The organism is Sediminibacterium sp. C3 (genome assembly GCF_000508085.1).
In the GTDB taxonomy this organism is placed as follows: Bacteria; Bacteroidota; Bacteroidia; order Chitinophagales; family Chitinophagaceae; genus Sediminibacterium.
In genome coordinates, this window is sequence record NZ_KI669560.1 from 3,069,188 (window position 1) to 3,094,861 (window position 25,674).

General features: G+C 38.3%; 24 protein-coding genes. 10 read left to right on the plus strand and 14 right to left on the minus strand.

Annotated features, from left to right (window positions below; translation table 11 throughout):
- Positions 1-5 precede the first annotated feature (5 nt).
- The 8 genes from F777_RS0114365 to leuS form a co-directional block, all read right to left on the minus strand.
- Entirely contained in the window at positions 6-722 is a 717-nt protein-coding gene (locus F777_RS0114365) for a peptidoglycan DD-metalloendopeptidase family protein (RefSeq protein WP_026752654.1), read from the minus strand.
- 87 nt (positions 723-809) lie between these two features.
- Positions 810-2,987, minus strand: coding sequence for an outer membrane beta-barrel protein (locus F777_RS16915; protein WP_161631523.1), 2,178 nt, complete (start codon positions 2,985-2,987; stop codon positions 810-812).
- A 125-nt stretch (positions 2,988-3,112) separates the two neighbouring features.
- Positions 3,113-4,348, minus strand: coding sequence for a helix-turn-helix domain-containing protein (locus tag F777_RS0114375; RefSeq protein ID WP_026752655.1), 1,236 nt, complete (start codon positions 4,346-4,348; stop codon positions 3,113-3,115).
- Positions 4,349-4,362: 14 nt separating this feature from the next.
- Positions 4,363-7,005: a S41 family peptidase gene (locus F777_RS16920; RefSeq protein ID WP_201767616.1), complete on the minus strand. Its 2,643-nt coding sequence runs from the start codon at positions 7,003-7,005 to the stop codon at positions 4,363-4,365.
- Positions 7,005-7,469 carry a DPP IV N-terminal domain-containing protein gene (locus tag F777_RS18265; RefSeq protein ID WP_201767617.1) on the minus strand — a complete coding sequence of 155 codons (465 nt, stop codon included), beginning with the start codon at positions 7,467-7,469 and terminating at the stop codon, positions 7,005-7,007. Before F777_RS18265 ends, F777_RS16920 begins: the two co-directional genes overlap by 1 nt.
- Positions 7,470-7,561: 92 nt before the next feature.
- A complete protein-coding gene (locus F777_RS0114385) occupies positions 7,562-9,724 on the minus strand; it encodes a S9 family peptidase (RefSeq protein WP_026752656.1) in 2,163 nt (720 codons plus the stop codon).
- Between the two features lie 57 nt (positions 9,725-9,781).
- Positions 9,782-10,918: a BamA/TamA family outer membrane protein gene (locus F777_RS17475; RefSeq protein ID WP_051408638.1), complete on the minus strand. Its 1,137-nt coding sequence runs from the start codon at positions 10,916-10,918 to the stop codon at positions 9,782-9,784.
- The gene (gene leuS / locus F777_RS0114395; protein ID WP_026752657.1) at positions 10,905-13,691 is read right to left on the minus strand and encodes a leucine--tRNA ligase; all 2,787 of its coding nucleotides are present in this window, start codon (positions 13,689-13,691) and stop codon (positions 10,905-10,907) included. Before leuS ends, F777_RS17475 begins: the two co-directional genes overlap by 14 nt.
- A 175-nt stretch (positions 13,692-13,866) precedes the next feature.
- On the opposite strand from leuS, the gene F777_RS0114400 reads away from it, so the two are divergent.
- Together F777_RS0114400 and F777_RS0114405 are read left to right on the plus strand one after the other, a co-directional pair.
- Positions 13,867-14,742 (plus strand): cell division protein FtsX, encoded by an 876-nt coding sequence (locus tag F777_RS0114400; RefSeq protein WP_026752658.1) that lies wholly within the window; start codon positions 13,867-13,869, stop codon positions 14,740-14,742.
- A 60-nt stretch (positions 14,743-14,802) separates the two neighbouring features.
- Positions 14,803-15,045 (plus strand): DUF3098 domain-containing protein, encoded by a 243-nt coding sequence (locus tag F777_RS0114405; protein ID WP_026752659.1) that lies wholly within the window; start codon positions 14,803-14,805, stop codon positions 15,043-15,045.
- A gap of 6 nt (positions 15,046-15,051) precedes the next feature.
- On the opposite strand, the gene F777_RS0114410 is transcribed toward F777_RS0114405, so the two are convergent.
- Both F777_RS0114410 and F777_RS0114415 read right to left on the minus strand, forming a co-directional pair.
- Positions 15,052-15,963, minus strand: a complete 912-nt coding sequence (locus tag F777_RS0114410) for a hypothetical protein (RefSeq protein WP_026752660.1) — start codon at positions 15,961-15,963, stop codon at positions 15,052-15,054.
- Between the two features lie 72 nt (positions 15,964-16,035).
- On the minus strand, positions 16,036-16,239 hold the full coding sequence (locus F777_RS0114415) for a hypothetical protein (RefSeq protein WP_026752661.1): 204 nt from the start codon (positions 16,237-16,239) through the stop codon (positions 16,036-16,038).
- A 165-nt stretch (positions 16,240-16,404) separates the two neighbouring features.
- On the opposite strand from F777_RS0114415, the gene F777_RS0114420 reads away from it, so the two are divergent.
- From F777_RS0114420 to F777_RS0114430, 3 genes are read left to right on the plus strand one after another with little or no spacing between them, the layout of a single operon-like run.
- Positions 16,405-17,202, plus strand: a complete 798-nt coding sequence (locus tag F777_RS0114420) for an undecaprenyl-diphosphate phosphatase (protein WP_026752662.1) — start codon at positions 16,405-16,407, stop codon at positions 17,200-17,202.
- A gap of 5 nt (positions 17,203-17,207) precedes the next feature.
- Positions 17,208-18,536 (plus strand): MFS transporter, encoded by a 1,329-nt coding sequence (locus F777_RS16930; protein WP_037369567.1) that lies wholly within the window; start codon positions 17,208-17,210, stop codon positions 18,534-18,536.
- A complete protein-coding gene (locus tag F777_RS0114430; protein ID WP_026752663.1) occupies positions 18,523-19,395 on the plus strand; it encodes an MBL fold metallo-hydrolase in 873 nt (290 codons plus the stop codon). The genes F777_RS16930 and F777_RS0114430 overlap by 14 nt, the downstream gene beginning before the upstream one ends.
- Before the next feature lie 28 nt (positions 19,396-19,423).
- Here the strand turns inward: F777_RS0114430 and F777_RS0114435 are convergent, their stop codons facing one another.
- Both F777_RS0114435 and F777_RS0114440 read right to left on the minus strand, forming a co-directional pair.
- The gene (locus F777_RS0114435; protein WP_235785960.1) at positions 19,424-20,218 is read right to left on the minus strand and encodes a DUF3108 domain-containing protein; all 795 of its coding nucleotides are present in this window, start codon (positions 20,216-20,218) and stop codon (positions 19,424-19,426) included.
- Positions 20,219-20,220: 2 nt separating this feature from the next.
- Positions 20,221-21,210 (minus strand): lysylphosphatidylglycerol synthase domain-containing protein, encoded by a 990-nt coding sequence (locus F777_RS0114440; protein ID WP_026752665.1) that lies wholly within the window; start codon positions 21,208-21,210, stop codon positions 20,221-20,223.
- 28 nt (positions 21,211-21,238) lie between these two features.
- On the opposite strand from F777_RS0114440, the gene ruvC reads away from it, so the two are divergent.
- Positions 21,239-21,835, plus strand: coding sequence for a crossover junction endodeoxyribonuclease RuvC (gene ruvC, locus F777_RS0114445; protein WP_235785961.1), 597 nt, complete (start codon positions 21,239-21,241; stop codon positions 21,833-21,835).
- Between the two features lie 50 nt (positions 21,836-21,885).
- On the opposite strand, the gene F777_RS0114450 is transcribed toward ruvC, so the two are convergent.
- Together F777_RS0114450 and greA are read right to left on the minus strand one after the other, a co-directional pair.
- Positions 21,886-22,278: an HIT family protein gene (locus F777_RS0114450; RefSeq protein WP_026752667.1), complete on the minus strand. Its 393-nt coding sequence runs from the start codon at positions 22,276-22,278 to the stop codon at positions 21,886-21,888.
- A 9-nt stretch (positions 22,279-22,287) separates the two neighbouring features.
- Positions 22,288-22,764, minus strand: coding sequence for a transcription elongation factor GreA (greA, locus tag F777_RS0114455; RefSeq protein ID WP_026752668.1), 477 nt, complete (start codon positions 22,762-22,764; stop codon positions 22,288-22,290).
- Positions 22,765-22,940: 176 nt separating this feature from the next.
- Here greA and F777_RS0114460 point away from each other — a divergent pair, with 176 nt between their 5' ends.
- The 4 genes from F777_RS0114460 to F777_RS0114475 are packed head-to-tail and all read left to right on the plus strand — an operon-like array spanning position 22,941 to position 25,672.
- Complete coding sequence (locus F777_RS0114460) at positions 22,941-23,783, plus strand: ABC transporter ATP-binding protein (protein ID WP_026752669.1); 843 nt, start codon at positions 22,941-22,943, stop codon at positions 23,781-23,783.
- A complete protein-coding gene (locus F777_RS0114465) occupies positions 23,780-24,607 on the plus strand; it encodes a hypothetical protein (protein ID WP_026752670.1) in 828 nt (275 codons plus the stop codon). Before F777_RS0114460 ends, F777_RS0114465 begins: the two co-directional genes overlap by 4 nt.
- 13 nt (positions 24,608-24,620) lie before the next feature.
- Complete coding sequence (locus F777_RS0114470) at positions 24,621-24,998, plus strand: GntR family transcriptional regulator (protein ID WP_026752671.1); 378 nt, start codon at positions 24,621-24,623, stop codon at positions 24,996-24,998.
- Positions 24,995-25,672, plus strand: a complete 678-nt coding sequence (locus F777_RS0114475) for a hypothetical protein (protein WP_026752672.1) — start codon at positions 24,995-24,997, stop codon at positions 25,670-25,672. The genes F777_RS0114470 and F777_RS0114475 overlap by 4 nt, the downstream gene beginning before the upstream one ends.
- Positions 25,673-25,674: the final 2 nt, after the last annotated feature.

A 25,674-nucleotide genomic window follows, 5' to 3' on the forward strand; every position in this document is an offset into this window, starting at 1 on the left:
AAAAACTAAAGCGCAGGTTGCGCCCATTGAATCATATTCAGAAAGGCATCCGGATCAGGACAGTTTTGCAAATAATTTTCTCTTTCTGCGATACTACATACACCGGGATAGTCTCCTTTCTTACCCTGCATGTTCAGGATAATCTGAAAATGCAAATGTGGAGGCCATTGACCATTCTCTGCAGGCTCTCCAAAATGGGCAAAGACTTTTCCTGCTGCAATAAAATCCCCTTCCTTTAAATTGGCTATATCTGCCAGAGATAAGTGCCCATAGAGTGTATGAAATGCTGCGCCGTTTATCTGGTGTGCCAGAAGAATGGTAGCTCCATAATCTCCGTAGGCTTCATTGAATGCAAAACTATGAACCGTTCCATCCAGCGGGGCAGCTACAGGAGTTCTGGCTTTGCCCCATATATCAACGCCAAGATGGATACATCTGGCATCCGTTTCACTTACCCCGTCAAACACCCTGCTTCTTGCATATACAGTTCTGTGTTCGTTATAACCACCTATACCATATAATGCATCCGCCTCATTCAATTGTTGCTGAATATACGCAGAGAAAAGATTGGTATCTGCTATTAAGGCAGATGTTAATGCCTTGTTTTGTTCAGTAAAATCCAATGCTAACAGTTTGTCCCGTTGGGGATTGAAATCTACCACCGGCTCAATCGCTAAATTGGTTTGTTGGTTTAACCAGAAATAAAAACTGTTTGAATCCATGCCATTCATTTTTGCAAACTTACCTCAGTAAATGTCTTAAGTTAATGCAAATAGTATTTAATTCACTTTAATGACTTTTTATTTTTTTCATTGTTTGATGCGATCTATTTCAGCATTTGATCCCATTTCTCTTTCTCTGGCACTTTTAATTTTATTATTTCCAAAACGATAGCTGAAACTGATTGCTATATTCCTGCTTTCCCATTTACGATAGGTATTTAAGTTGAGTGTATTGGTAATAGCGTTTTGCTCCCAACGTTGGGTATTCAACAAATCGGCAATAGCTAATTTGATGGTTGCCTGATCCTTGAAAACTTTTTTACTGACTCCAATATTTATACTACCTAAAGCTTTGGATCGATAGATGGTAGTTGCATTTTGAAAATTATACCAGCTACTGATATCAAAATTCCACTTGTGTCCTAAATTAAAATTCTGACTCATGTATCCATTCATTCCCCAACTGCTCTGCGAACGATTTTCTACTGTTCCAAAACCGTTGAGTACAACAGAATAAGATTGATAAAATGGAGATAAGCTGAAATACATATTCCACCAATTATTTACAGTAACAGGACTACTGATACTGATATTTAGCATTCTTCTGCTTCCTGTATTTTGTGGTGCTAAAATGGTATTTTTTCCAACCTGATAAGTCAATTGTTCTATATATTTATTAGTAATCCCATATTGAATTTTGAAGTTGGCAGCATATTTATATGTATAACTCAACTCTGCACTATAAGTGATTTGTGGAATTAAATATGGATTCCCCTGCTCACTGTTAAATGCATCCAACTGATAAATAAATGGATTTTGATCCTGGTAACTGGGGCGATCAATTCTTTTCGTAAATGCAAAACCCAATTGATTGTCTTGATTAATTTGGTATTGAACAAATACTGTTGGAAATAAACTGAGATAACTGGTATCAGGTTTTACAGTTTGTACCTTATTTAAAGCAGTTGATAAACCATTCACTTTTGTTTGTTCAGCTCTTAGGCCTGCTTGAAATGACCACCGATTGTATTTGGCTTGCAGGCTGAAATAGGCAGCATGAATGTATTCTTTAAATTGAAATTGATTAGACTTTCCTGTATCGGCTTTCCAAACTTGATTAATTTGTTGATTTACGAATAATCGATTGGTAGCTGCAGAATAAACTGATTTAAAACCTGTTTCCAATTTTATTTTGCTAGTTAATTGATGCATATAATCTGCTCTAATACTGCTGATTTGTATCCGTACACTGGCTTCATTATTCAATGCAGTATTATATCTATTTACACCAGTTACCGAACCTGCGTTAATATTGACCAGGTTATTTAAAGAAGAATAAAAACGGGTATAATCTGCATCGATGTTCAGGCTTTGTTGCTGACCATTTACCCATCTATAATTGGCATTATAATTATTCCTTTTAATATTACCAGGTGCATCGCTAAATGTAAATACACTGCTATCTATACCTCCAATGGATTGAATAGAAGTGAGATTACGATTCGTCATATTGGTAAAGCGACTATTTTGCAACCAAAGTAATCCAATAGTGGTTCTTTTATTCAGGGCATAATCTACACCTACCCTGTTATTATTTCCACCAAAATCATCCTGTTCAATACCACGTTGAGTCATTATTTGTGCCGGCAATAATCGATCATTATTAGCAATGGTTTCCTGATATCCTTTATTTATGCCCAGATTTCCAAACCAATTCCATTGATTTTTTCTAAAATTCACATTGACTGATCCACTCCTTCTATGATGGGTGCTCTGTGTAAAATTCCCCGTAACTGAGCCATTAAAACCATTGGTCAAACTTTTTTTCAAAATAATATTGATGATGCCCGCATTTCCTGATGCATCATATTTAGCTGAAGGGTTTGTAATAAATTCAATTTCTTTGATATTATCCGATTCAATACTTTTCAGTAATTGGGCAAGATCTTGCGCAGACAGTTGCATATTCTGATTGTCAATTAAAACAGTTACCCCATTTTTGCCTCCCATTTGAATATTTTCATTGGGATCAACTACCACACCGGGAGCAATTTTTAACAGGTCTAATGCATTTTGCCCAGCTGAAGAAGGCTTTGCCGAAATATTCAATACCGTTTTATCTACCAGGGTTCTGATGAATTGCTTATTCGCAATCACCGTTACTTCTGAAGTAGAAGTAGATTTCAAAGTGTCTTCAACTGGGATAGATTGTGCTTGGGCAATCGCACCAATCAAGAATAAATAAGCAGTCAGTAAATATTGCATGATTTTCATTTGTGGGTGCAAAATGCAAACACAAATAGGGCTGACCGCCTCATATCATTATTTGAGACCATTCAAGCAGGTATCAAATTATGAAGCATTGAAAATCAAGAACTTAGTAAAGTGAATTATTTAATTTGATACGTTTTAGGGCTGTCTCCTGTAAATTTTTTAAAGGCTCTATTGAAAGTAGCCTTACTGTTAAAGCCAGCATCATAGGCAAGGCTCATAATAGTTAAGTTCGCCAGCTCAGGATTGGATAGTTGTTCTTTTACTTCCATTACCCTGTATTCATTAACGAAATCATTGAAATTTTTTTCAAAACTCCGGTTGATCATTTTAGATAAAAAAGAGGGATTGGTTCCCAGATGAATGGCAAGATCGCTCAAAGTAAGCTCAGGATTCCGGTATAGTTTCTCTAACACCATTGCCTTTTCCAGTTTCGCTTTCCATTCTGGCGGAACAGGACTGTCAGTTGCTTGAAGGTCAGTATCCAATTTTGTACTTGTCGCGGTTTCATTGACGGTTTCCTCCAAATTCGCATTTACTTCGTATCCGTCAGTCAGTGCTGTTTCCTCTGTTTGATAGCGGTAAAAATCTACTTCAAATTTCTTCTTTTGCTCTATTGAGTTCGCATATCCTGTAATACCGATATAGTAGAAGATAAGAGCAAAAAGCAAATAATACCACCAGGTATCCTGATACCCAATATCGAAACCCAGCAGTCTTAATACATCCAAAGTAATGGTAGCAAAAAAATAAAGGAAACAGGCAATCAGAAAATTTCTAATCCAGGTAAAGTGCAAATTGTCTGCATAAGAAAGCTCCTGATCAATAAAAGCCCGATAATTCAAATAATATCTAAGGCTCAGCAACAAGTAAACCATCAAACTAAAAAAACCTATTACCTGGTACCAGGTATCAAAATCAGGATCATTTTGCCCGTCCATTAAATAATAGCGCTTCAGAATCAGTTGGTCAGTTACTGCAACTATTATCGTCCACAGGATATACAGCGTCCCGGGTATAAAATGATAGCGGTCTTTTTTAGAAAAAACAAAACTAGGGTTCAATAAAGATTTGATATAGATAAAAATAGCAGGCCCCATCAATAGTGTGTGATTCATGGGAAAGTAGAACATAAAATTTCTACACTCCATACATTCCCAGCCCCAATACCAGCCAGCAAATCCAAGCATCCAGGGACAGATGTACAGCACACTCATTAATAAGATAAATCCCAGCCAATTATCAGAGGCTCTTTCATGCTGATATGCTTTCCGGAACAATAAAAAAGCATATACCAAACCATGAAAGAAAAAAATCAACAATAACCCACTTCGCCAGTTAAAATCAAAATACATATACCCAATATAACCTATTTTAACTGCTTTAAAACTTCCTCTATGGCTTTGTCTAACTGAGGATCTCGCTTATTAACTTTATCCTGGAAGTTCAATGGCACGAATATATCAGGTTCTACTCCGGTTAATTCCAAATCTTTTCCATCTAAACTATAACAACCCCAGCTGGGTAGTCTCACAAATGAGCCATCTACCAATCCTGCGCCACTGGTAAATATAATCCAGCGATAGGTAGGCATGCCAATCACTTTGCCCAGCTTCAAAGCTTTGAATCCCGCAGCCGTCATTTCTGCATCACTTAATGATTGTTCATTGATTAGTAAAACAATGGGCTTATCCGAAGGCCCGAAATTAGACTGAGGAGTTAACTTTCCTTCTCTGTATTTCCAGCGTAAATAGGTCTTCTGACTTAAAAACTTCAGCACTTCGTCGTGCACATTTCCTCCGGTATTGTAGCGCAAATCCAGAATCAATCCGTCTTTCTGATACAAATCCTGTGTCATATCAATCAGGAATTGCTCTAATTCTCTTGTGCCCATATCTTTCATATGATGATAGGCAATTCTTTTCTTGGTTCTCGCATTCACCTCTTCCTGATTGGCTTTGCTCCATTCATTGTATAATTCAGGGGCCACCGTTCTTTGCGGATGAATATTCACAGATATTGTTTTGCCTTTTCTATCAAAGACCAGATTGATTTCCCGGTCAAAGCTGGCTTTGCTGAAATAACTGTTTCTGTCTTTAGTAATATCCACTGCTTCGTTGTTCACTTTAATTAAGACGTCACCTGGCTGTATGTCCATGCTTTTTTTATCGGCCTGTGAATTGGCAATAATTCTTTTTACAACATAAGGCTGATCATTTTCAAACACAATTCCTGTTTCCATTGTACGGTTTACCAGACGAATGGTTTCCTCTTCGCCATTTGAACTAAAACCCTGGTGTGAGGAATTCAGTTCACCCAGCATATCATTAAGCAGCACTCTTAAATCGGCCCTGGTATTTAAGTAAGGTAAATAGGAAGCATACTTTTTCTTTGTTTCCTGCCAGTTGATACCATGAAATTGCTCATCATAAAAATTTTGCTCTACCTGTGCCCATGTTTCTTCAAAAATTTGTTCAAACTCCCCTTTCAGGCTTCTTTGAAAACTCTGTGCAATGATAACAGGATCAGCTTTATTGCCATCCAGATTTAGTTTATAAAGCGTTCCGTTACCCAATAACATCAATTTCTCCCCTGCTTCAGCAAACTCAATACTATTCGCATCAATGCCTGCAATTTTTTCGGTCTTGGGATTTTCAAAGGGATCAATCACCGTTTTCCAAAGCGAAGGCTTTCCTTCTGCATGATCACTCAGATAGAGTACAGAAGTTTTGTCTCCCTTTTGCAAAACTGAAAGCAAATACTGAGAACCAAAAGAAGGACCTACCTGTTCCAGCCGCTCCATCAACCCTGTAAAATCAATAGACACAGAAACAGTTTTAGCAGAATCTTTTTTGGCAGACTTAAAGAGCTCATCAAATTTATCGGAACGATAGGGGTCATCTAATTTCTCTAAAGGCATTTTAAAAATTCTTGGATTATTCATGCCAAATGGATAGGCAGGCCTGGTTCTGTTACTAATAAAATAAATAGACTTGCCGTCCGGACTCCATACCGGATCTGCTTCTGATACGCCCGTATTGGTTAAGTTATAGGTTTTGTTTTGAGCAATATGGTGAATAAAAATATCCTGTTCAAAGTTGCGTACTGCAGTAAATAAAACATATTCATCGTTCGGAGAAAAGCCAGGACTTGAATTTTGCATAGCCCATATTTCTTCTTTTGCAATGGTCTTGCTTTCAAAAGTTTTGGTGTCCATTAAAACCACTTCGTCTCTGCCGCTCAGATAAACCATTTTAGATCTGGACTTGTTCAATACAAGAGAACGATTGTCTTTATTGGACTGAGTAATTTTTTTAGGAGAAGCTGTTCCATTGGCAGCTACAGAAAAAATATTCAGGTATCCGCCTGCGGTTTCATTATAAAGCAAGGTTTGATTGTCCGACAACCATTTAACCTCTCTTGCTCTTTCTGTATTGTTGCGCTGAATTTGCTTAATGAATTTCCCGTCTGCATCACTAACAAACAATTCACCTCTGGAAATAAAAGCCAGTTTTTTCCCATCCGGGGAAAGATCAAAGGCCGAAATTTTTCCTCGCACATCGTATTCTTTCTGGGCTGGCAATACCTGATTTCTATAAAGTTGAATATTCAAAGGTTTTGCCTTCTTACCAACAACATCATACAACCACAATTGATAATCTTTTTCAAAAACAACACTGGTTCCGTTAGCACTTACCATCGGTGTTTTAATAGAAGTGGCAAACTGCGTAAGCGCCATTTTCTTTCCTTTATCCAGACTATACAAATTATATTCTCCATTAGCTTCATCGGAAATAAAATAAATATTACCCTTCTGGTCAATGGTAGCAGCAAAATCCTTACCCTCCCAGTTGGTATGCTTCTGGTATTGCTTTGTTTTTAAATTATAGGATTGAATATCCGGATTAAAAGGTCCCTTGTATCTTTTTCTGGCTACCTGATTATTACTTTCCCAGGTATCATTAAAATAAATATCTCCGGAAACTGGATGCTCTGCAACCAAATGGTCCATCAGAAAATAATGATCGCCGAACAATTTTTTAGGCGTACCCCCATTAATAGAAACGGTATATGCTGAAGCAATACCATAACGGTTTGAAGTAAAAAAATGGTTTTACTATCCCAGCTAAAATTGGCAACCTGATCAGATGCACTGTGAAAAGTCAGTTGTTTTACATCACCACCCGACAGTGGCATAATGTATACATCGGCATTCCCCATTTGCTCTCCGGTAAATGCCAGCCATTTACCATCCGGAGAAATACGGGGTGCGGTTTCATAGCCCTGCATGGCGGTTAAGCGAGTAGCCTGGCCATCCTGTACCGATGCCTTCCAAAGATCCCCTTCAAAACTAAATACAACGGTTTGCGCATCAGGTGTTAAAACCGGGTGCGATAAAAAACGGGGTGCTACAGTTTGTGCGGAGAGGGTTTGAACAGTAATGCCCAGCAATACCCATATTTTCTTGATACTCATAAAATAAATTGAATATTGAAAGTAAGCGTAATTGTATAACAAAAAAAGCCACCCATATAAATGGATGGCTTTTAATACATTCAGGTTGCCGTTTATCTCAACATGCCCTTTGGCACTTCTTTTTCCAATAAATGTTTATAGATAAACTTGGTCTTCAGGTTATTGAAATGATTTCCTTTAGGACCACTCCATCCATGTCTTCCACCAGGATACAACATGAATTCAAAATCCTTACCCTTGTCCTGTAAAGCACTTACCAGCTGAATACTGTTCTGCATATGAACATTGTCGTCCATAGTACCGTGAACCAGCTGTAAGGTTCCTTTAAACTTGTCAATATGGCTTAATACACTGCTGCTCTTGTATCCGTCCGGATTTTCTGCAGGCGTGTCCATGAACTTCTCTGTATAGTGGCTATCGTATAAACTCCAGTCTACCACCGATCCGCCAGCCATTGCATGGGTAAATACAGATGAACCATAAGTTAGGGCATAAGCACTCATGTAACCGCCGTAGCTAAAGCCGGTGATGGCAATTTTGGTTGGATCTGCATATCCCTTCTGGATAAACCATTTAGCCATTTGCATATAATCCTGCATTTCCCAGAATCCTAAGTTGCGGTGCATATAATTAACGCCCGCTTTACCAAAATGACCACTGGCACGATGATCAAATTTCACATGAATCAATCCTTCCTGTGCATACATTTCACGGGTTGCATTCCAGGACCATCTGTCCCAGGTATTGCCGGCATTAGGGCCACCGTAAATGTCTACCAGCATTGGATACTTTTTATTAGGATCCATATTCGCAGGCCAGGTTACCTGTGCAGGCAATTCAAACAAACCATCTGCACTCTTAATGCGAATGAATTCTGTTTTAGCAATCTGGTATTCGCCCATAGCTGATCCTTTTGCATCACCCAATTCACGGACAATTTTGCCTTTATTATCTACCAGACTCATTTTGAAAGGAGTGGTAGTATTGCTATAAGTAGTTACAAAGTATTTTCCGTTCGGAGAAAGTCTTACCTGGGAGTGATCAAACTCACCAAAAGTCAGGCGCTTTAGTTCTGCACCGTTCAATTTTACACTGTATAAATCTATACGAGCCGTATTCTCCTTTCCTCTGGCTGTAAAATATACCAATCCGTTTTTCTCATCAATCAGCTCTGTGCTCAACACGGTAAAATCTCCGGATGTGATTGGGTTGATTAAGCTGCCATCATTGTTGTGAAGGTATAAATGGTTCCAGCCTGTTTTATCGCTCTCCAATATAAATGCAGGCTTAGACTTTAGGAAGGTAAAACGCTGACCTGCTCTGTCTTCCAGATCCACCCAGGTTTTCTGTTGTTCTTCGTACATAATTTTTTTGCCACCGGAGCCAGGATTTACATCAAATATTTTCAGATGATCCTGACCTCTGTTGATCCACTGAACCAACAAGCTGCTTCCATCAATTCTCCAAACAGGCCAGCCAAAATACTGGTCTTCTTTCGGATTAAAATCTGCCCAGGTTGTATTGCCTCCATCGGCTGCAACAAAGCCCAGTTTTACCTCCGGGTTTTTATCTCCAGGTTTAGGATAACGGGTTTCTTCAATAAAACCATGTTGTCCTTCGCTGCTATAGATAGGGAACATCGGTACCATGCTTTCATCAAAATGCATATATGCCAATTGCTTGCTGTTGGGATTCCACCAGAATGCCCGATAACGAGTTCCTCTACCAAAGATTTCTTCCCAGTACACCCAGCTGGCATAGCCATTCAAAGAAGTACTTGAACCGGTATTGGTTAAGCGGGTTTCCTTTGCACTAGGAATATGGTAGGTATATAAGTCGTTTGATTTTGTGTAAGCGATATAAGCACTGTCCGGAGAAAAAGTGGGATTTTTTTCTTCTGCAGCATCAAAAGTAATTTGCTTCTCAACGTCTCCGTCCTTGTAAAATAAATCCCCTTTTTTTACAGAAACAGATTTTGCCGGAGGAGCAGCCCCTTTCATCTGATCAGGCGTTGCGAGCATCAGTTTACCTGTTTTCACTTCCATAACATAATTTTTACTGGCCGAATCCGGATGTATTTTCTGATTCAGAATTACACGGTCATCATCCAGCCATTTCATGAAACGAGGAAGCGGATTTTGAAAATTTTCAGGCAACTTATTAGCCATTAAATCAGCCTTGCTGATCATTTTGTTCTGTGCCATGGAAGGAACTGCAAGCAGCAGCATCCCCATGGAAAAAATATATTTATTCATGGAACAATTTTTGAACCGTGAATATAATAAATATGCAGGAAGCGGGTGAGGAATGAATTAAAATGCCTCGTTCAATCTAATATAATAAGCACCTCCTTCTGTGCCATTTCTGGCATAATCCAGGCGGAGAATCATTCTGTTTTTCTTATTCACCACAAAACGCAACCCCATTCCGCCTGCTTTAATTAAATTAGAAGTGGAATAATTTCCGATAGAATGATCAATAAATCCGGCCGAACCAAAAGCTGCACCAGATATCCATTTCCAGATGGGAAAGCGGTACTCTGCCTGTAATGCAGTAAAAGACTTATCTCTGAAACGCCCGGTAAAATACCCACGCATCAGTACGGAACCACCTACACGAGGCAATTCGCGAACAGGCACATTACCCGTGGTATGAATACTACTTAACTGAAAAGCCAATGTGCTATTAGGGCTTAGTGGAAAGTATTTGCGAAGGTCTAAGAACCAGGTATTAAAATCAAAAGGATTATTCTTAAATGAAATATTGCGGGCATAATAGAATTCAGCATAGCTACCACTATGAGCGCTGAATGGAAAATCACGGCCCTCATACAAAATAGCAGGTCCAATCCCCAAAGTCTTACTACCATTAATTCCGGCAACGTTTTGTTCTGATGGGCTTAAGGGGCGTTTATTAACCACCTGGTATACATCATTATAATCGAGCTTTAAACCAGCATACCATTTATTCCTCAACAACCGATAGGTTCGGGATTCCAGAAAAATACGGCTATAGTCCTGTGGTAAAAAATTGGCTTCTGCAACCGTATTGTTTCCAATGCCCCAGAAACGGTCGTTATAAGTACTATACCCTGCAGAACCCCGGTACACGAATCTTTCCCCTCTGGTAAAAACCTGCCAGGTTCCTTTCACTTCAATCTGTCCCTTGGTACTGTACGTAAACTGACCATGCAAATAGGACCCTCTTGCCTCACTATCTTTTTCTTTCGCATTGAAAAAATATTCCAATGCACCGCCAATACGTATCCCTGTTTCAGGAGTAGATGTAAAAATAGGAATAGGAACTACTCTTAAATTCATCAAAGGCAGAGAATCCGGATTAATGAAATTCCTGAACGTCTTTTTAGGCGTTGGCACATCCGCTTCCTGGGCATTCACGCTAACACTCACTACAAGGGCTAAGCCCAGAAAAATTTTATACAACGACATTGATCATTCTACCTTTTACAAAAATGAATTTTTTCACCGGTTTCCCTTCCAGCCATTTCTGAACCAGCTCATTGGCCAGCACTTCTTTCTCTGCTTCCGCTGATTCCATATCCACTGGCAAGTTAATATTGGTTCTTACCCTTCCATTAATACTTACCGGATAATCTTTGGAAGATTCCTGCACATAAGATGCATTAAATACCGGGAACGTTGCATCCAGTACTGAGCCTTCGTTGCCAATTAAATGCCAGAGTTCTTCACTGATATGCGGTGCATAAGGCGTAAGCAAAATCAACATTTGCTCCAAAATGGCTTTCTTATTACACTTTAAATCGGCCAGTTCATTCACGCAAATCATGAAAGTACTTACTGCCGTATTGAAACTGAAGCGCTCGGTATCTTCCTGAATTTTTATAATTGTTTTATGCAGTACTTTTAGTTCTGCGGGATTGGGACTGTCTTCGTTCCAGACTTTTCCCTTTAACTCATCATAAAACAGACGCCAGAGCTTTTTCAGGAAACGGTGAACCCCTTCAATCCCTTTGGTATCCCAGGGCTTGCTCTGGTCAACAGGACCTAAGAACATTTCATACATACGGAAAGTATCGGCACCATATTTCTCTACCAACACATCCGGATTAACGGTATTGAATTTGCTCTTCGACATTTTCTCTACTTCTGCACCGCAGAGGTATTTGCCGTTTTCCAACACAAAAGTTGCGTTGGCATACTCCCCATTTCTCCATGATTTGAAAGAAGCAATATCCAATTCAAATCCATCCACAAAGTTTACATCTACGTGCAATGGAATGGTTTCATATTGATCAATTAATCCGGCAGAAATAAATTCATTGGGATTCTGTTTGTTTCGATACACAAATCTGGAACTACCCTGAATCATTCCCTGATTCAATAATTTCCTGAAAGGCTCGTCAAATCCAATATGCCCTAAATCGAACAATACTTTGGTCCACATTCTGCTGTACAGCAAGTGCCCCACTGCATGTTCTGTTCCTCCGATGTATAAATCAACCTGATTCCAGTAATCGCTTACTTTTCTATCGCAGAAACTATCCTTGTTGTGCGGATCCATATAACGCAGGAAATACCAGCTACTGCCCGCATAGCCAGGCATGGTATTGGTTTCGAGTGCGCCGCCCGGAACAACCGCATCAAACTGATGAATCCATTCCGGAATATTGGCCAGCGGTCCTTCTCCCTCCGGACCAGGTGCATAACTATCTACTTGCGGCAATGTCAATGGCAGTTTAGCTTCGTCCAAAGGATAAGCGATTCCATCTTTCCAGATAATTGGAAATGGTTCTCCCCAGTAACGTTGTCTGCTAAACGCCGCATCGCGCATTTTATAATTCACTTTGCGTTTGCCAATGCCCATTTCCACCAACTTCTCAATCACAATGGCAATGGCATCTTTCAACAAAATACCATTCAGGAATTCAGAATTACTCAAAGCCACTTCTTTGGTGGAATTGGCTTCCTCTCCGTTGAAATGTTCTCCGATTATATTGGTGATGGGAATATTGAAATGTTTGGCAAACTTGAAATCTCTATCGTCACCACAAGGTACTGCCATGATGGCTCCGGTTCCATAACCCGCCAATACGTATTCAGAAATCCAAATAGGAATTCTTCGCTGGTTAAACGGATTCAATGCATACGCCCCTGTGAAGCAGCCGGTAATTTTCTTTTCTGCCTGACGTTCTCTGTCACTGCGGCTCTTTACATAAGCTATATAAGCTTCAACTGCTTCTTTTTGCTCCGGCGTAGTGATCTGATCAATCAATTCGTGTTCAGGTGCCACCACCATAAAGTCTACTCCGAAAATGGTATCGGGTCTGGTAGTGTACACTCTTAGCTTACTGCCTGCTTCGTAATCTGCAATGGCAAAATCTATTTCTGCCCCATAGGATTTACCAATCCAGTTGGTCTGCATTTCGCGCATGGCTTCGCTGAATTCAATTTGATCCAGCCCTTCAATTAACCGGTCTGCATATTCAGTAATGCGTAAGTACCACTGACGCAATTTTTTCTTAACCACCGGATGGCCACCACGTTCACTCAATCCATTCACTACTTCATCATTGGCCAGCACGGTACCCAAAGCTTCGCACCAGTTCACTTCACCGTAACCACAGAAAGCCAAACGGTATTGCATTAAAATATCCTGCTGCTCTTTTTCAGAAAAGGCTTTCCATTCTGCAGCGGTAAAAGCTAATTGGTCGTTGGCAGGGCAAGGATGCACACTGTTTCCTTCTTTTTCAAAAGAAGCAATTAGTTCATTGATGGGCGTAGCTTTTTGAAGCTGACGATTAAAAAAGGAATTGAACAATTGCAGAAAAATCCACTGGGTCCATTTGTGGTAATCCGGCTCACAGGTTCTTACTTCCCTGCTCCAATCGTAAGAAAATCCTATATTGTCTAATTGCTTTCTAAAATTATTGATATTCTGCACGGTACTCACGGCCGGATGTACGCCATGCTCAATGGCATATTGTTCAGCAGGCAATCCAAATGCATCATATCCCATGGGATGCAATACATTGAACCCCTTGAGTCTTTTGTAGCGACTGAAAATATCGGATGCAATATACCCCAACGGATGTCCCACATGCAATCCTGCACCGCTTGGATAAGGAAACATGTCTAATACATAATACTTGGGTTTATCGCTCTTATTGGGAACCGTATATGCCCCGGATTCTTTCCAGGATTCCTGCCATTTTTGTTCAATCGCTCTGAATTGATAGTCCATCTTGCCTGCCCTTTTTATTTATTTGCGTTTCTTTAACGCCTGCCGGAAAATATTCGCTTATTTTCAAGGCAGGTTTAAGGGTGCAAATGTAAGTCATTAGCCGTCAAAACCCTACATTTGTAACGTTTGAAAGCAGACCACCGTTGCCCGGCAGCGGTTAAAAAAGGAATACAATATGGCGCAGGCAGGAAAAGCATCACTCAAGCGGGGAAAACCCAATTATATCTATACCGTTGTGGGCGTGGCCCTTGTTTTACTGATTATGGGAATCATGGGCTGGTTCTTTTTAAATCTGAACGCAGTAGGTAATACGTTCAAGGAAGATATTCGTTTAAGTGCCTATATGCGTACCCTGAACAAAGATACCATTGCACAGATTCAGCAATACATTGCGGGCAAGCCCTACGCCAAGAATGTGGTGTATGTAGATAAAAACACTGCAAAGGAAATCTGGAACAAAGAGAACAACGAAGACTGGGCAAAGATCCTGGATGTAAATCCCTTACCGGAAAGCATCGACTTTTATGCAAAAGCAGAATACGTAAACAAAGACAGCCTTGCAGTAATCAGCGCCGATTTAATGGCTGCTTATGGCAATCAGATTACAGACTTACAATACCCGCAAAGCCTGGTAACCAGTTTAAATGAAAGAGCCTCTAAAATTGGCCTGATCTTTCTGGTTGTAGCCATTACGCTTTGCATAATTGTAATAGTAAGTATAGACAATACGATTCGTCTGGCCATGTTCAGCAATCGTTTTTTAATCAAGACCATGCAGATGGTGGGAGCCACACAGTCTTTTATAGCCAGGCCGCTCAATATCCGCGCCATTATCAATGGGCTGATTAGCTCGGGAATTGCCATTGTGTTGATGTTCTCTTTAATTGGCTGGGCGGAAGCACAGTTCCCTCAATTAACAGCCATCCGCAATACCAATCATACCTTACTCTTGTTTGGCGGGTTGATTATTCTGGGTGTGGGAATTTCTCTTTTAAGCACACACAGAAGTGTATTGAAATACCTGAAAATGAAACTGGATGATTTGTATTAAGCTAAATTGTTTAACTCAATTCAAATAAGAACAAATTTTAAAAATCTATAAAGAATTCATATGAGCGCAAACAATAACACCACCCCCCTTTTTGCAAAAGAAAACTTTTTGTTCATGCTGATTGGCGGCATTGTCATTGCCCTGGGTATGTATTTAATGAGTGGTGGAAAGAGTGATGATCCAAGTGTATTTTCTAATACCGAAGTCTATAGCAAAACCCGAATTACGATTGCACCTATTTTAATTGTAGTAGGGCTTTTGATTGAAGTGTACGCTATCTTTAAGAAACCAAAGACTGCATAATGACCTTTATTTAATTTGCTGGATTTTGCACGAAACTATTGCGTTTGTGATTTGCTTAATACCTTTTGGATCATTCACTACAAAATACCTGCTCCACTTTTTGGACATAAAATTGATAGACGTACGCTCTTCTTGGTAATTATTTGTTAATAAAATAAACGGTTCAATGGCCTGTCTATTATATTGTAAGTATGACCCGTCAATAAAATCCTTTTTGCCAAGAAAATCAATTCCAATGTGAAAAATTATATTACTCACATTAATGCGGGCTTTGCTTAAATCAATTATTGTTTTATTTGTTTTTGGAATTATTCTACAAATAATTATTGAGTCAAATATGTCTTTATCTGGCAGATTGGTTAAAGGATCATTTTCGTAGATATGAATTCGCAAATAACTTTCATAGGTTGTTTTTTGATGCCTAATTTGAATTTGATTTAATATCCCTTTTTTAGGGGTATTATCAATCATTACAGCAATTTGAGATCCATATTGATTTATACAAAAATTTTTACTAACATCCTTAAAAAAACCTGCTTCTTCTAATCGAGGCAATAATGTGTAATTACGAATATTTAGATCAGGTAAAACATTGGGGTTTATTTGTAGAAAAATCAGATTAGTCAACTTTACTTTTTGAATACTGATTACTGTATCCCTATATCCTAAACAGGTTATTTTGATGGAGTCATCATTAATGACTGGCAATACAATTTTACCAATGGAGCTTGAAAAAGAACCTATTTTTCGGTTTAGATAAACCGCACCAGCTAATTCAATTGGATTATTTAACTTATCGAATACATAGAAAACCAATGTATCATTTTGATATTCTTTTTCAAGTAAAGGAAATTTAGGACTAGACTTACAACTATTAAATATCAAGAATGAAAAAAATAAAATAAATAGTCTAATCATTTTGGTTTTAATTCTTTAGTCAATATCAAATCTAAATGCAGCCTACTAATTCATCATAATATCCCTCTTCAGTTACAACCCAAAAAAATAACTACGATAATAATGTCTTATATATGCACACTGTCCATCTGAAATAGCAACACTAAGATAAGTTTCTCTGCCAAACATTCTTGCCTCAGCTGACATTGGATTAGTTGTAATTAGCAAAAAAGCCAATGAAATCGGAATGATTTTTTTTACCATATCATTTTTATTTGAAAATATTTCAAAATCCATGTCATATTAGACTTTTTCATGAAACTGCCGTTTTACTTCACAAGCGCCCTATTTTTCAACATGAAGCGTTTATTAAATGTAAATTTTCATGCATGGCTTTGACTATGTTTTGTCATTTCCATTGCTTATTCTATATTTATCACACTAATTACTGCAAACAAAATTATGACCCACTTAGAAGCTGTCATCATAGCCATTATTGAAGGCATAACAGAGTTCCTTCCTATTTCTTCCACTGGTCATATGATTATTGCCAGTTCTTTCATGGGAATTGCCAAAGATGATTTCACCAAATTATTTGAAGTTGCTATTCAGCTGGGTGCTATTTGTTCAGTTGTTATTTTATTCAGAGGAAAGTTCTTCCCGCTGAATCGCTGGAAATTTTATTTAAAACTCATCATTGCCGTTTTACCTGCATTGATTTTAGGGGCTTTGTTCTCCGACACCATTGATGCATTTTTGGAAAGCCCGATGGTGGTTTCCATAACCATGGTACTGGGAGGTGTTGCATTGATTTTTATTGATTCCTTTTTCAAGAACCCAAAAATCTCAATTGACGAGGAAATTACCAATAAGCAATCATTCATCATTGGCTTCTGGCAATGCGTGGCCATGATACCCGGCGTAAGCAGAAGTGCAGCCAGTATTATCGGCGGTATGCAACAGGGATTAACCCGAAAATTATCTGCTGAGTTCTCCTTCTTCCTGGCTGTACCTACCATGGCCGCAGCCACAGGCTATAAATTATTGAAAGCATATACAGAAACACCTGAATTAATATTTACCAGAAACAATATGATCTTGTTGGGACTGGGAAATGTGGTAGCTTTTCTGGTTGCACTATTGGCAATCAAATTTTTCATCACGTATTTACAGAAATACGGCTTCAAACTATTTGGCTGGTACAGAGTAATTGTGGGATTGATTCTAATAATCCTTATCTTAACAGGACACCTGAAATAAATACCATGTCTGTTACTACAGCCAGCAAAAAAGTAATCAATGGTTGGGCTATGTACGATTGGGGCAACAGTGCTTACAATCTGGTTATTACTTCTACCATTTTTCCTGCTTATTATGAAGCCGTAACCGGAGACGGTAACGATCAAACCCTAAATGATACCGTAACGCTTTTTGGAAGAGAATACGTAAATACGGCATTATACAATTATGCTTTAGCCATTGCATTTATTGTAGTTGCCTTACTATCTCCAATTCTTTCTTCTATTGCAGATTACAAGGGCAACAAAAAACAGTTTCTGTTTTTCTTTTGTACGCTAGGGAGTGCGGCTTGCTCTGCCTTGTATTTTTATGACAAGACCAATCTGGCATTTGGGTTGGCCTGTTTAATTATTGCCTGCATTGGCTTCTGGAGCAGTCTGGTTTTTTACAATTCCTTTCTGCCAGAAATAGCAGCCCCTGAAGACAGAGACAAAGTGAGTGCCAAGGGATTTGCCATGGGCTATATCGGGAGTATGATTTTGCAGGTTATCTGTTTTGTATTTGTGTTGTCCCCGGATACATTCGGCATCACTGTAGGTAAAGCTTCACAGCTTTCTTTTTTACTGGTGGGTATCTGGTGGTGGGGATTTGGACAACTGGCATTAAAAAGACTTCCAAAATCAGTTCCTGCCGGCGGAACCAGATCAAACAAAGAGGTTTTAGCAGGAGGTTATAAAGAACTGAATAAGGTCTGGAAACAAATTCAAACCATGCCGGTACTGAAGCGATTTTTATTCTCTTTCTTCTTTTACAATATGGGCGTTCAGACGGTAATGTTAGTGGCCACTTTATATGGAAAGAGCGAACTGAATATCCCTACCATGAATTTAATCATCGCTATATTGATTATTCAGTTCATCGCTATACCCGGTGCCTATACCATTGCGTGGTTGTCTAAAATTACCAGCAATTTCAAAGCATTAATGGTCACCATTGCATTCTGGATTGTGCTTTGTGTAATTGGATACACCCTACCCAGAAATGGCATTTATGAATTTTATGGACTGGCCGTATTGGTTGGATTTGTAATGGGTGGCATTCAGGCACTCAGCAGAAGCACTTATGCCAAACTGATGCCGGAAACCAAGGATACTACTTCTTATTTCAGCTTTTACGATGTAACAGAAAAAATATCGATTGTAGTGGGCATGTTTAGTTTTGGCTACATCAATGAATTATCTGGCTCACAAAGAAATTCTGTATTGGTACTGGTTATATTTTTTGTAATAGGATTGTTGATTCTGTTTTCAGGCGCTAAATTGCAGTCTAAACAGAAGGCTCATGAAACTGCATAGCATCAATCATAGTTATTTCAAATTAGACGGCGGTGCCATGTATGGCGTTGTTCCCAAATCATTGTGGAATAAACTCAATCCTGCTGACGAAAACAATCTTTGCAACTGGGCATTGCGGAGTTTGGTAATTGAAGACGAAGGTCGTTTGATATTGATTGATACAGGCATGGGCTTTAAACAGGATGCCAAATTCTTTGGGCACTACGGCATGTCTGATACGAAGCAGATGGATGAGGCTTTGGCACAAATTGGATTTACCAGAAACGATATAACCGATGTTTTTCATACTCACTTGCATTTTGATCATTGCGGGGGTAGCATAGAAAAACAAGGAGACAAACTGGTTACGGCATTTCCCAATGCCACTTACTGGAGCAACCCTTTACACTGGGATTGGGCGGTGAATCCCAACGACAGAGAAAAAGCTTCTTTCTTAAAGAAGAATATTTTACCCATTCAGGAAAGCGGGCAATTAAAAATGATTGATGCACCTACCAATGAATTTACCAACGATGGTTTATTGGAATCGGTTCCCTTTACAAAAAACATCCGTGTCCGTTTTGTAAATGGTCATACCAAGAGCATGATGCTACCGCAGATTGAATACAAGGGAAGAACCATTGTATACATGGCTGATTTACTACCATCCGCTTCGCATATTCCGCTGCCTTATGTAATGGGCTATGATATGTTTCCACTGACTACACTGAAGGAGAAAAAATCCTTCTTAACTGAAGCGGTGAACAAGGACTATATTTTATTCTTTGAACACGATCCCGTCATAGAATGCTGTACCCTTCAGCAAACAGAAAAAGGAGTAAGAATGAAAGAAGTACTCAAATTAGCGGACATTAAATAAGCAGCAGTGATTGGTCAATCAGACCTTTTTATCTCGTTGAAACCAATGAACTAAAAGGATATCTAAGATTTTTATACCCCATCATGTCTACTTTTACGCTACCCACTACAATGGGGCTTTCAATGCGTAAGGGCACATGATTCGCATCATCACTAACCCATACGGTCATTTTCTCTCCACCTTCAAACAAAGTTCCTTTTACCAACAAGGGTTTAAATTTAATCGCCCGGAAAGTTCCATAACGGGTTTTGATGGTTTCCCTACCCATATATTTTATATAGAGATTGAAAATCTCATTATCGAGAAACATGGTGAAAGGAATTTTATCTTCCGGTTTGTATTTTTCAAAATTGATATTCCTGGCATAATAAATAGCACTTAAAACATCCTGAATACAGTTGGGCACTTTCACCGTTCCTTTTTCACTGGTGGCCGTATTGGCCTGCCGGTTAAAACTTACATTTTCATTTATTTTGTATCCGCCCTCATTTACGTTGCGAATGAACTTGATGGGCTGCAGATTATTGGTATCTATATAACTTTCGTACTTATCTCTAACCTTGAAAATCCAGTCATATCTTGAATTGGATGTTCCCTCACCAACCAAATGATAAACAGGTTCATTGTTCAATTTTTCCGCATTCACTGAAAACGTTGCCGTACCTGCATTCACATACAAGCCTATCACATTATAAAAAACAGTAAAAGAGATTTGTTCTCCTGACTGAAATGCATAATTGCGAATGCCACAGAATTCATCGCCCGCCGTTAAGGGTCGGGAAAGCAGTATTAATAATAAAACGACCAGTGATTTTTTCAGCACGATTATTTGTTTCTAAATATTCTTAGTCCTAATATAAACAAAGTCCCGAGAATTGCGGGCAAGATTAAGTTAATTAACCAGATACCAGCGGCTGTGGCAATAATTCCGATTGAATTGTTGTTTAACAAACCAAACAACAATAAACTTACTTTCCCCCGGAAGCCCAGTTCTGCCAAAGCCATTGTTGGAATAACAGCTAAAACAGTAAGCATAACCCCTACCATGGCAAATGCATCCAGCCAGTATAAGTTTACTCCAAACACCTGAAACATCAGAAAATACTGAAACAGAAATACCAGAAATCTTCCCAATGAAAGTGTTAACAATCTTACTAACTCATTCATCTGAACAGACTCCAGTTTCTCTAAGAAGAAACGATACCTTGCAATCCAGGAAATTCTCTCTAACAATTGAATAATTCCCGATAGTTTAAAATAGGCCAGTGTAAAAAGTAAGATACCCGCACCAATAATATAGATAAATCCATCCAGCCAAAAAACAGAAAGACCTTCCAGTTGTCGGTCTTCACTTAGAATATACCAACGCATATATAGCATTGATAAAGTACCCATTAAAAAAGTTACGATAATCTGTGCCATACTACCTGTTATGGAAAGAACAGCACCTCTGATTTTATTTCCCTCTTGTAAAAATGCAGCTCTGGCTGCTGGTTCACCTATCCGATTAATAGTATTAAAACCCATTGCTTGTCCTGCAAGCACCGCTTTAAAAGCTTGCACAAAAGAGAGGGATTCAATACTATTCACCTGTAGCTGCCATTTGCGGGCTTCAATTCCCCAGTTAAGAAACATCAAAAAAATCACAATCCCGATTTTCCAATTACCTGGTCCGTTAACGGCTACAAGGATAGTTTCCCATGATTCCTTTAAATCTGTCTGTGTCTGCAATTGTTTATATATAGCCCAGCTAAGCCATATAAATAAAGCCGGACCAACTATATAATTCAGGATATTTTTCGTTCGTTTCGTCAATCCTTCGTTTTTGTAAAGTTAAGGGTGTATGTCATTTATTATTTATCACTATTTTCACAAAGCAATGAAATACGATTCAGTCATTTTAGGAATTGATCCGGGTACACAAATTTTAGGTTACGCTTTATTGGGCGTTCAAAAAGGCAAACCATCGTTGATTCGTATGGATACGTTGAAACTTACCAAAGAAAAAGACATTTATTCCCGTCTGGAAATTATTTATAGAACCATCACCGATTTAATTAAACAATACAAGCCCGATAGTTTTGCCATTGAAGCCCCGTTTTTTGGAAAGAATGTTCAGAGCATGCTCAAGCTGGGCAGGGCTCAGGGCGTTGCCATTGCGGCTTCCATGCAAACACAAATTCCGGTTACAGAATACGCGCCTAAAAAAGTAAAGCAATCCATCACAGGCAATGGCAATGCAGACAAGGATCAGGTCTGGAAAATGCTACAGCTCACTTTAAACATTGAAAAGAAACCTGCATCATTTGATGCAACGGATGCATTAGCAGTAGCGCTTTGTCATTTTTACCAAAGCAATAGTCCACTGGCTGTTAAAGGCAAAGCTTTAAAAGGTTGGGATGATTTTCTCAGTAAAAATCCGGATAGAGTTAGAAAATAATCAGGTGTAAAATAAAATCAGAAAATTACAGAATGGAATTCCCTTTTGGACTAATGCAGGGCAGCTAGTATTTGTTGTTGAACCAGACTCAATTCCTCAGGTGTCATTTTCAATTTTCCTCTGGTGAAGTTTAAATCATCGGCACTGTTAATAGGAACAAGGTGCATATGCGCATGTGGCACTTCTAATCCCACCACACTAATACCACAACGATTGCAGGGGAATACTTTTTCTATTGCTTTGGCAATGGGTCTGGCAAAAAGCAACATTTCAGACAAATAATCATCCGATAAATCAAAGAATCGATCGGTCTCTGTTTTGGGTATTACCAACACATGGCCTTCTACCAATGGAAATATATCCAGGAAGGCAAAAAACCGATCGTTCTCTGCAATTTTGTAGGATGGAATTTCTCCTGCGATGATTTTGGAAAAAATTGTCATGTATAAAATTTATACCGTAATATCTTCAACTTTAAACTTGATGATACCATTGGGTGCCTGCACTTCAGCCACTTCCCCTTTTACTTTACCCAGCAAGCCCTTCCCAATTGGAGAAGATGCAGATATCTTTCCCAGTTTCAGATCGGCTTCTTTTTCACCTACAATCTGATAAGTCACCGTCTTCTTGGTAACTATATTGGTAATGGTTACTTTGGTCAGGATGGTTACTTTACTGGTATCAATGGTACTGGTATCTACAATTTTAGCATTGGCAATAGCACCTTCTAATTGTTTGATCTTAGCTTCTAACATGCCTTGAGCCTCTTTAGCCGCATCGTACTCTGCATTTTCCTTTAAATCACCTTTCTCTCTGGCTTCAGCAATTGCTTTGGAAGCAGCAGGACGGTCTACAGATTTCATTTTCTGCAATTCCTCGCGCATCTTATCGAAAGTCTCTTTCGTAACATACATGTTGGTTTCACTCATAGTTCCGGCTTTAGGATTGGTAAAAAAAAATACAACGCCACATTTGACTGCGACGTTGCATAAATACAAAGGTAAGAAAATAATCCTATTCTATCGAATATGGTTTTCTGATAAAAATTTGGCGAATTAAAAAAAAATTTATTTTTATTGTGTACTATTACACTAATACACTATTCATGATTCATTTTAACAATGTCAGTTTTGGGTACACTAAACAAAAACCTCTGTACGCAAATATTCAGCTGGAATTAAAGTCTGGCAGTGTTTACGGCTTATTGGGCAAAAATGGTGCGGGCAAATCCACCTTGTTAAAGTTAATGGCGGGATTGGTGCATCCACAAAAAGGTCTGTTAACTGTATGCAATGCTAATCCCATGAAAAGAGAACCTGATTTCCTGAATCAGGTATTTTTTATACCGGAGGAAATTGATACGCCGAATATCCATGTGCTTGATTTTGCTGCTGAACAAGTGCCATTTTATCCACGGTTCAATCAAACTCAGTTTTTGGATTATCTAAAGGAATTAGATGTGCCAATGACCAAGCTAAATAAAATGAGTTTTGGTCAAAAGAAAAAAGTATGGATTGCCCTTGGTATGGCATCTAATGCATCACTCATTATTTTGGATGAGCCCACAAATGGTCTGGATATCCCTTCTAAGCGAATTCTAAGAAAACTGATTGCCTCCATTGTGAATGAAGATAATTGCATCATCATCAGTACGCATCAAGTAAAAGATTTAGACAGCTTAATTGATCAGATTATTCTGGTAGATAATGGTGAAATTATTGTGAATACAGATACCAATACAATCATAGAGAAAATTATTTTTCAGCATAGCAATCAGCAAGAAATAAGCAATAGCTGGATTTATCACGAAACAAGCATAGCCGGACACCTTTTTGTTAAAAAAAGAGAAATGGAAGAAGACGTCTCTAAACTAGACCTTGAATTATTCTTTAATGCAGGCATTACAAATAAAATTGCGATTCAGGAACTTTTTAATCAGAAATCATGAACAACCACTTTAGTTTAATAAGGGCATTGCTTTTGCTTAGAAAAAACTTTAAAGAGAGCGGAAGTAGCTATTTACTTATGTTCCTGGCAGGATTGGGAATTTTATTTCTATCCTATGGATTACTAATTGTTGCCAGTTTCCACAGTATGTTTCCTACAGGTGATAGAAAAATGATTTTCGTTATTGGTCTCCTTTTAGGCGGGACATTATTTTCTTCCAGTCATTATGGTTTCTTTAAATCGGAGGCAAAAACCATTCAGTTTTTGTTATTACCGGCCACGACAGGAGAAAAATTATTAGTAGGTTTTGCATTAACACAAATCATGTATTTAATTATCTATTTGGGCATATTTACGGGAATAGATTGGCTTATGTGTTTGACTTATAATGAATTCGTAGCTATTCCTAATTGGATTATAGAACAGGAAAAGCATTATTACCAAGGAAAGCCAATCTTTCAGTCTGACACTATTCTATTTAAAGAATTAGTGATTCTATATTTTATCACTACTTCTATTGCTCACTTGGGCTCACTTAGTTTTATTCGTAATGCCTATGTAAAAACAGCCATCCTGTTTGTTATTTCATTTATTGGTATCATTTACCTGAATAATAAAATGCTGGTAATGTTAATACCTGAAGAAATTATGCCCCATGGCAAATATTTCACAGACTCCTTCCGAATAGGACCACTACAACAACCAACCGGGATTGTAACTCTACCGGAATCATGGCAGCTTCGCATCAGTTGGTTCCTGCCAATTTTTCTCTATAGTAGTTGTTGGATAATGAGTTATTATAAGTTAAAGGAAAAACAGATTTAAACAGCCCAACCCCATGAATTTCCATTCAAATAAAGCCATATACATTCAGATTGCTGATCTTATTTGTGAAAAGATTCTGCTTCAAATTTTTAAAGAGGAAGAAAGAATCCCTTCAGTGAGAGAATTGGCTATTAACCTGGAAGTTAATCCCAATACTGTAATGCGAACCTACGAATACTTACAGGATTTAGAAATTATCACCAACAAAAGGGGGGTCGGATTTTTTGTGTCGGTGAATGGTTTAAAAAAAGTGACAGACTATCTTAAGAAAGAGTTTACAGAACAGGATTTACCAACTGTTTTCAAGAATATGCAATTGTTGCAAATTACAATCGGAGAAATAGATGCACTTTATCAACAATATTTAAAATGGAATAAAAAACCTTTATGAAAAAAAGTAATCTAATCCTGGCCATAACTATCACTGTAATATGCGCCTGCTTCGGAATGATCAATTTTAAATTAAGTGCGGAATACAAAAAGAAGAATATACTACCCTCCGTAAAAAAAGTAATTCTACCTCCTTTTCATCATATTAAGGAAATAAAAAGTGCAATAAAAGAAGAGCCTGTTTATCTCCCTTTAATCAATATCTATCAACAGGAAAACTCAAGCTTGTTAACTTATTATTTTTATAGCCCCATTGGATACGAATACTTTGTAAAAAACGATACCCTTTTTTTACAAAGAGACTCAGTCTCAGATGGAGGATTACCAGTATTAAACCTCTACTGTAATAACTTGAAATCTTTATCTAGTATTGAATCCCAGATCACTTTGCACCATTTTCAAACAGACAGTTTACAATTAGTTTCGCAAAACAATTCAACGATTACCTGTGTTGGCCTAACAAATAAATATTTGAATCTTTCCGCTACAAACAAATCAGTAATCAGCCTATCGGCGGTAGATACTATTCATAAAGCCGCAATTAAAGTTTTGAATAAATCAGAGCTGAAACTATCAGATGCGTTCTTTAAGTCATATACACTCAGCATAGATTCAACAGCAACCATAAGTACTACAGGAAAATCATTAAAAGCAATAAATACCGGAGGTCTTTAGAC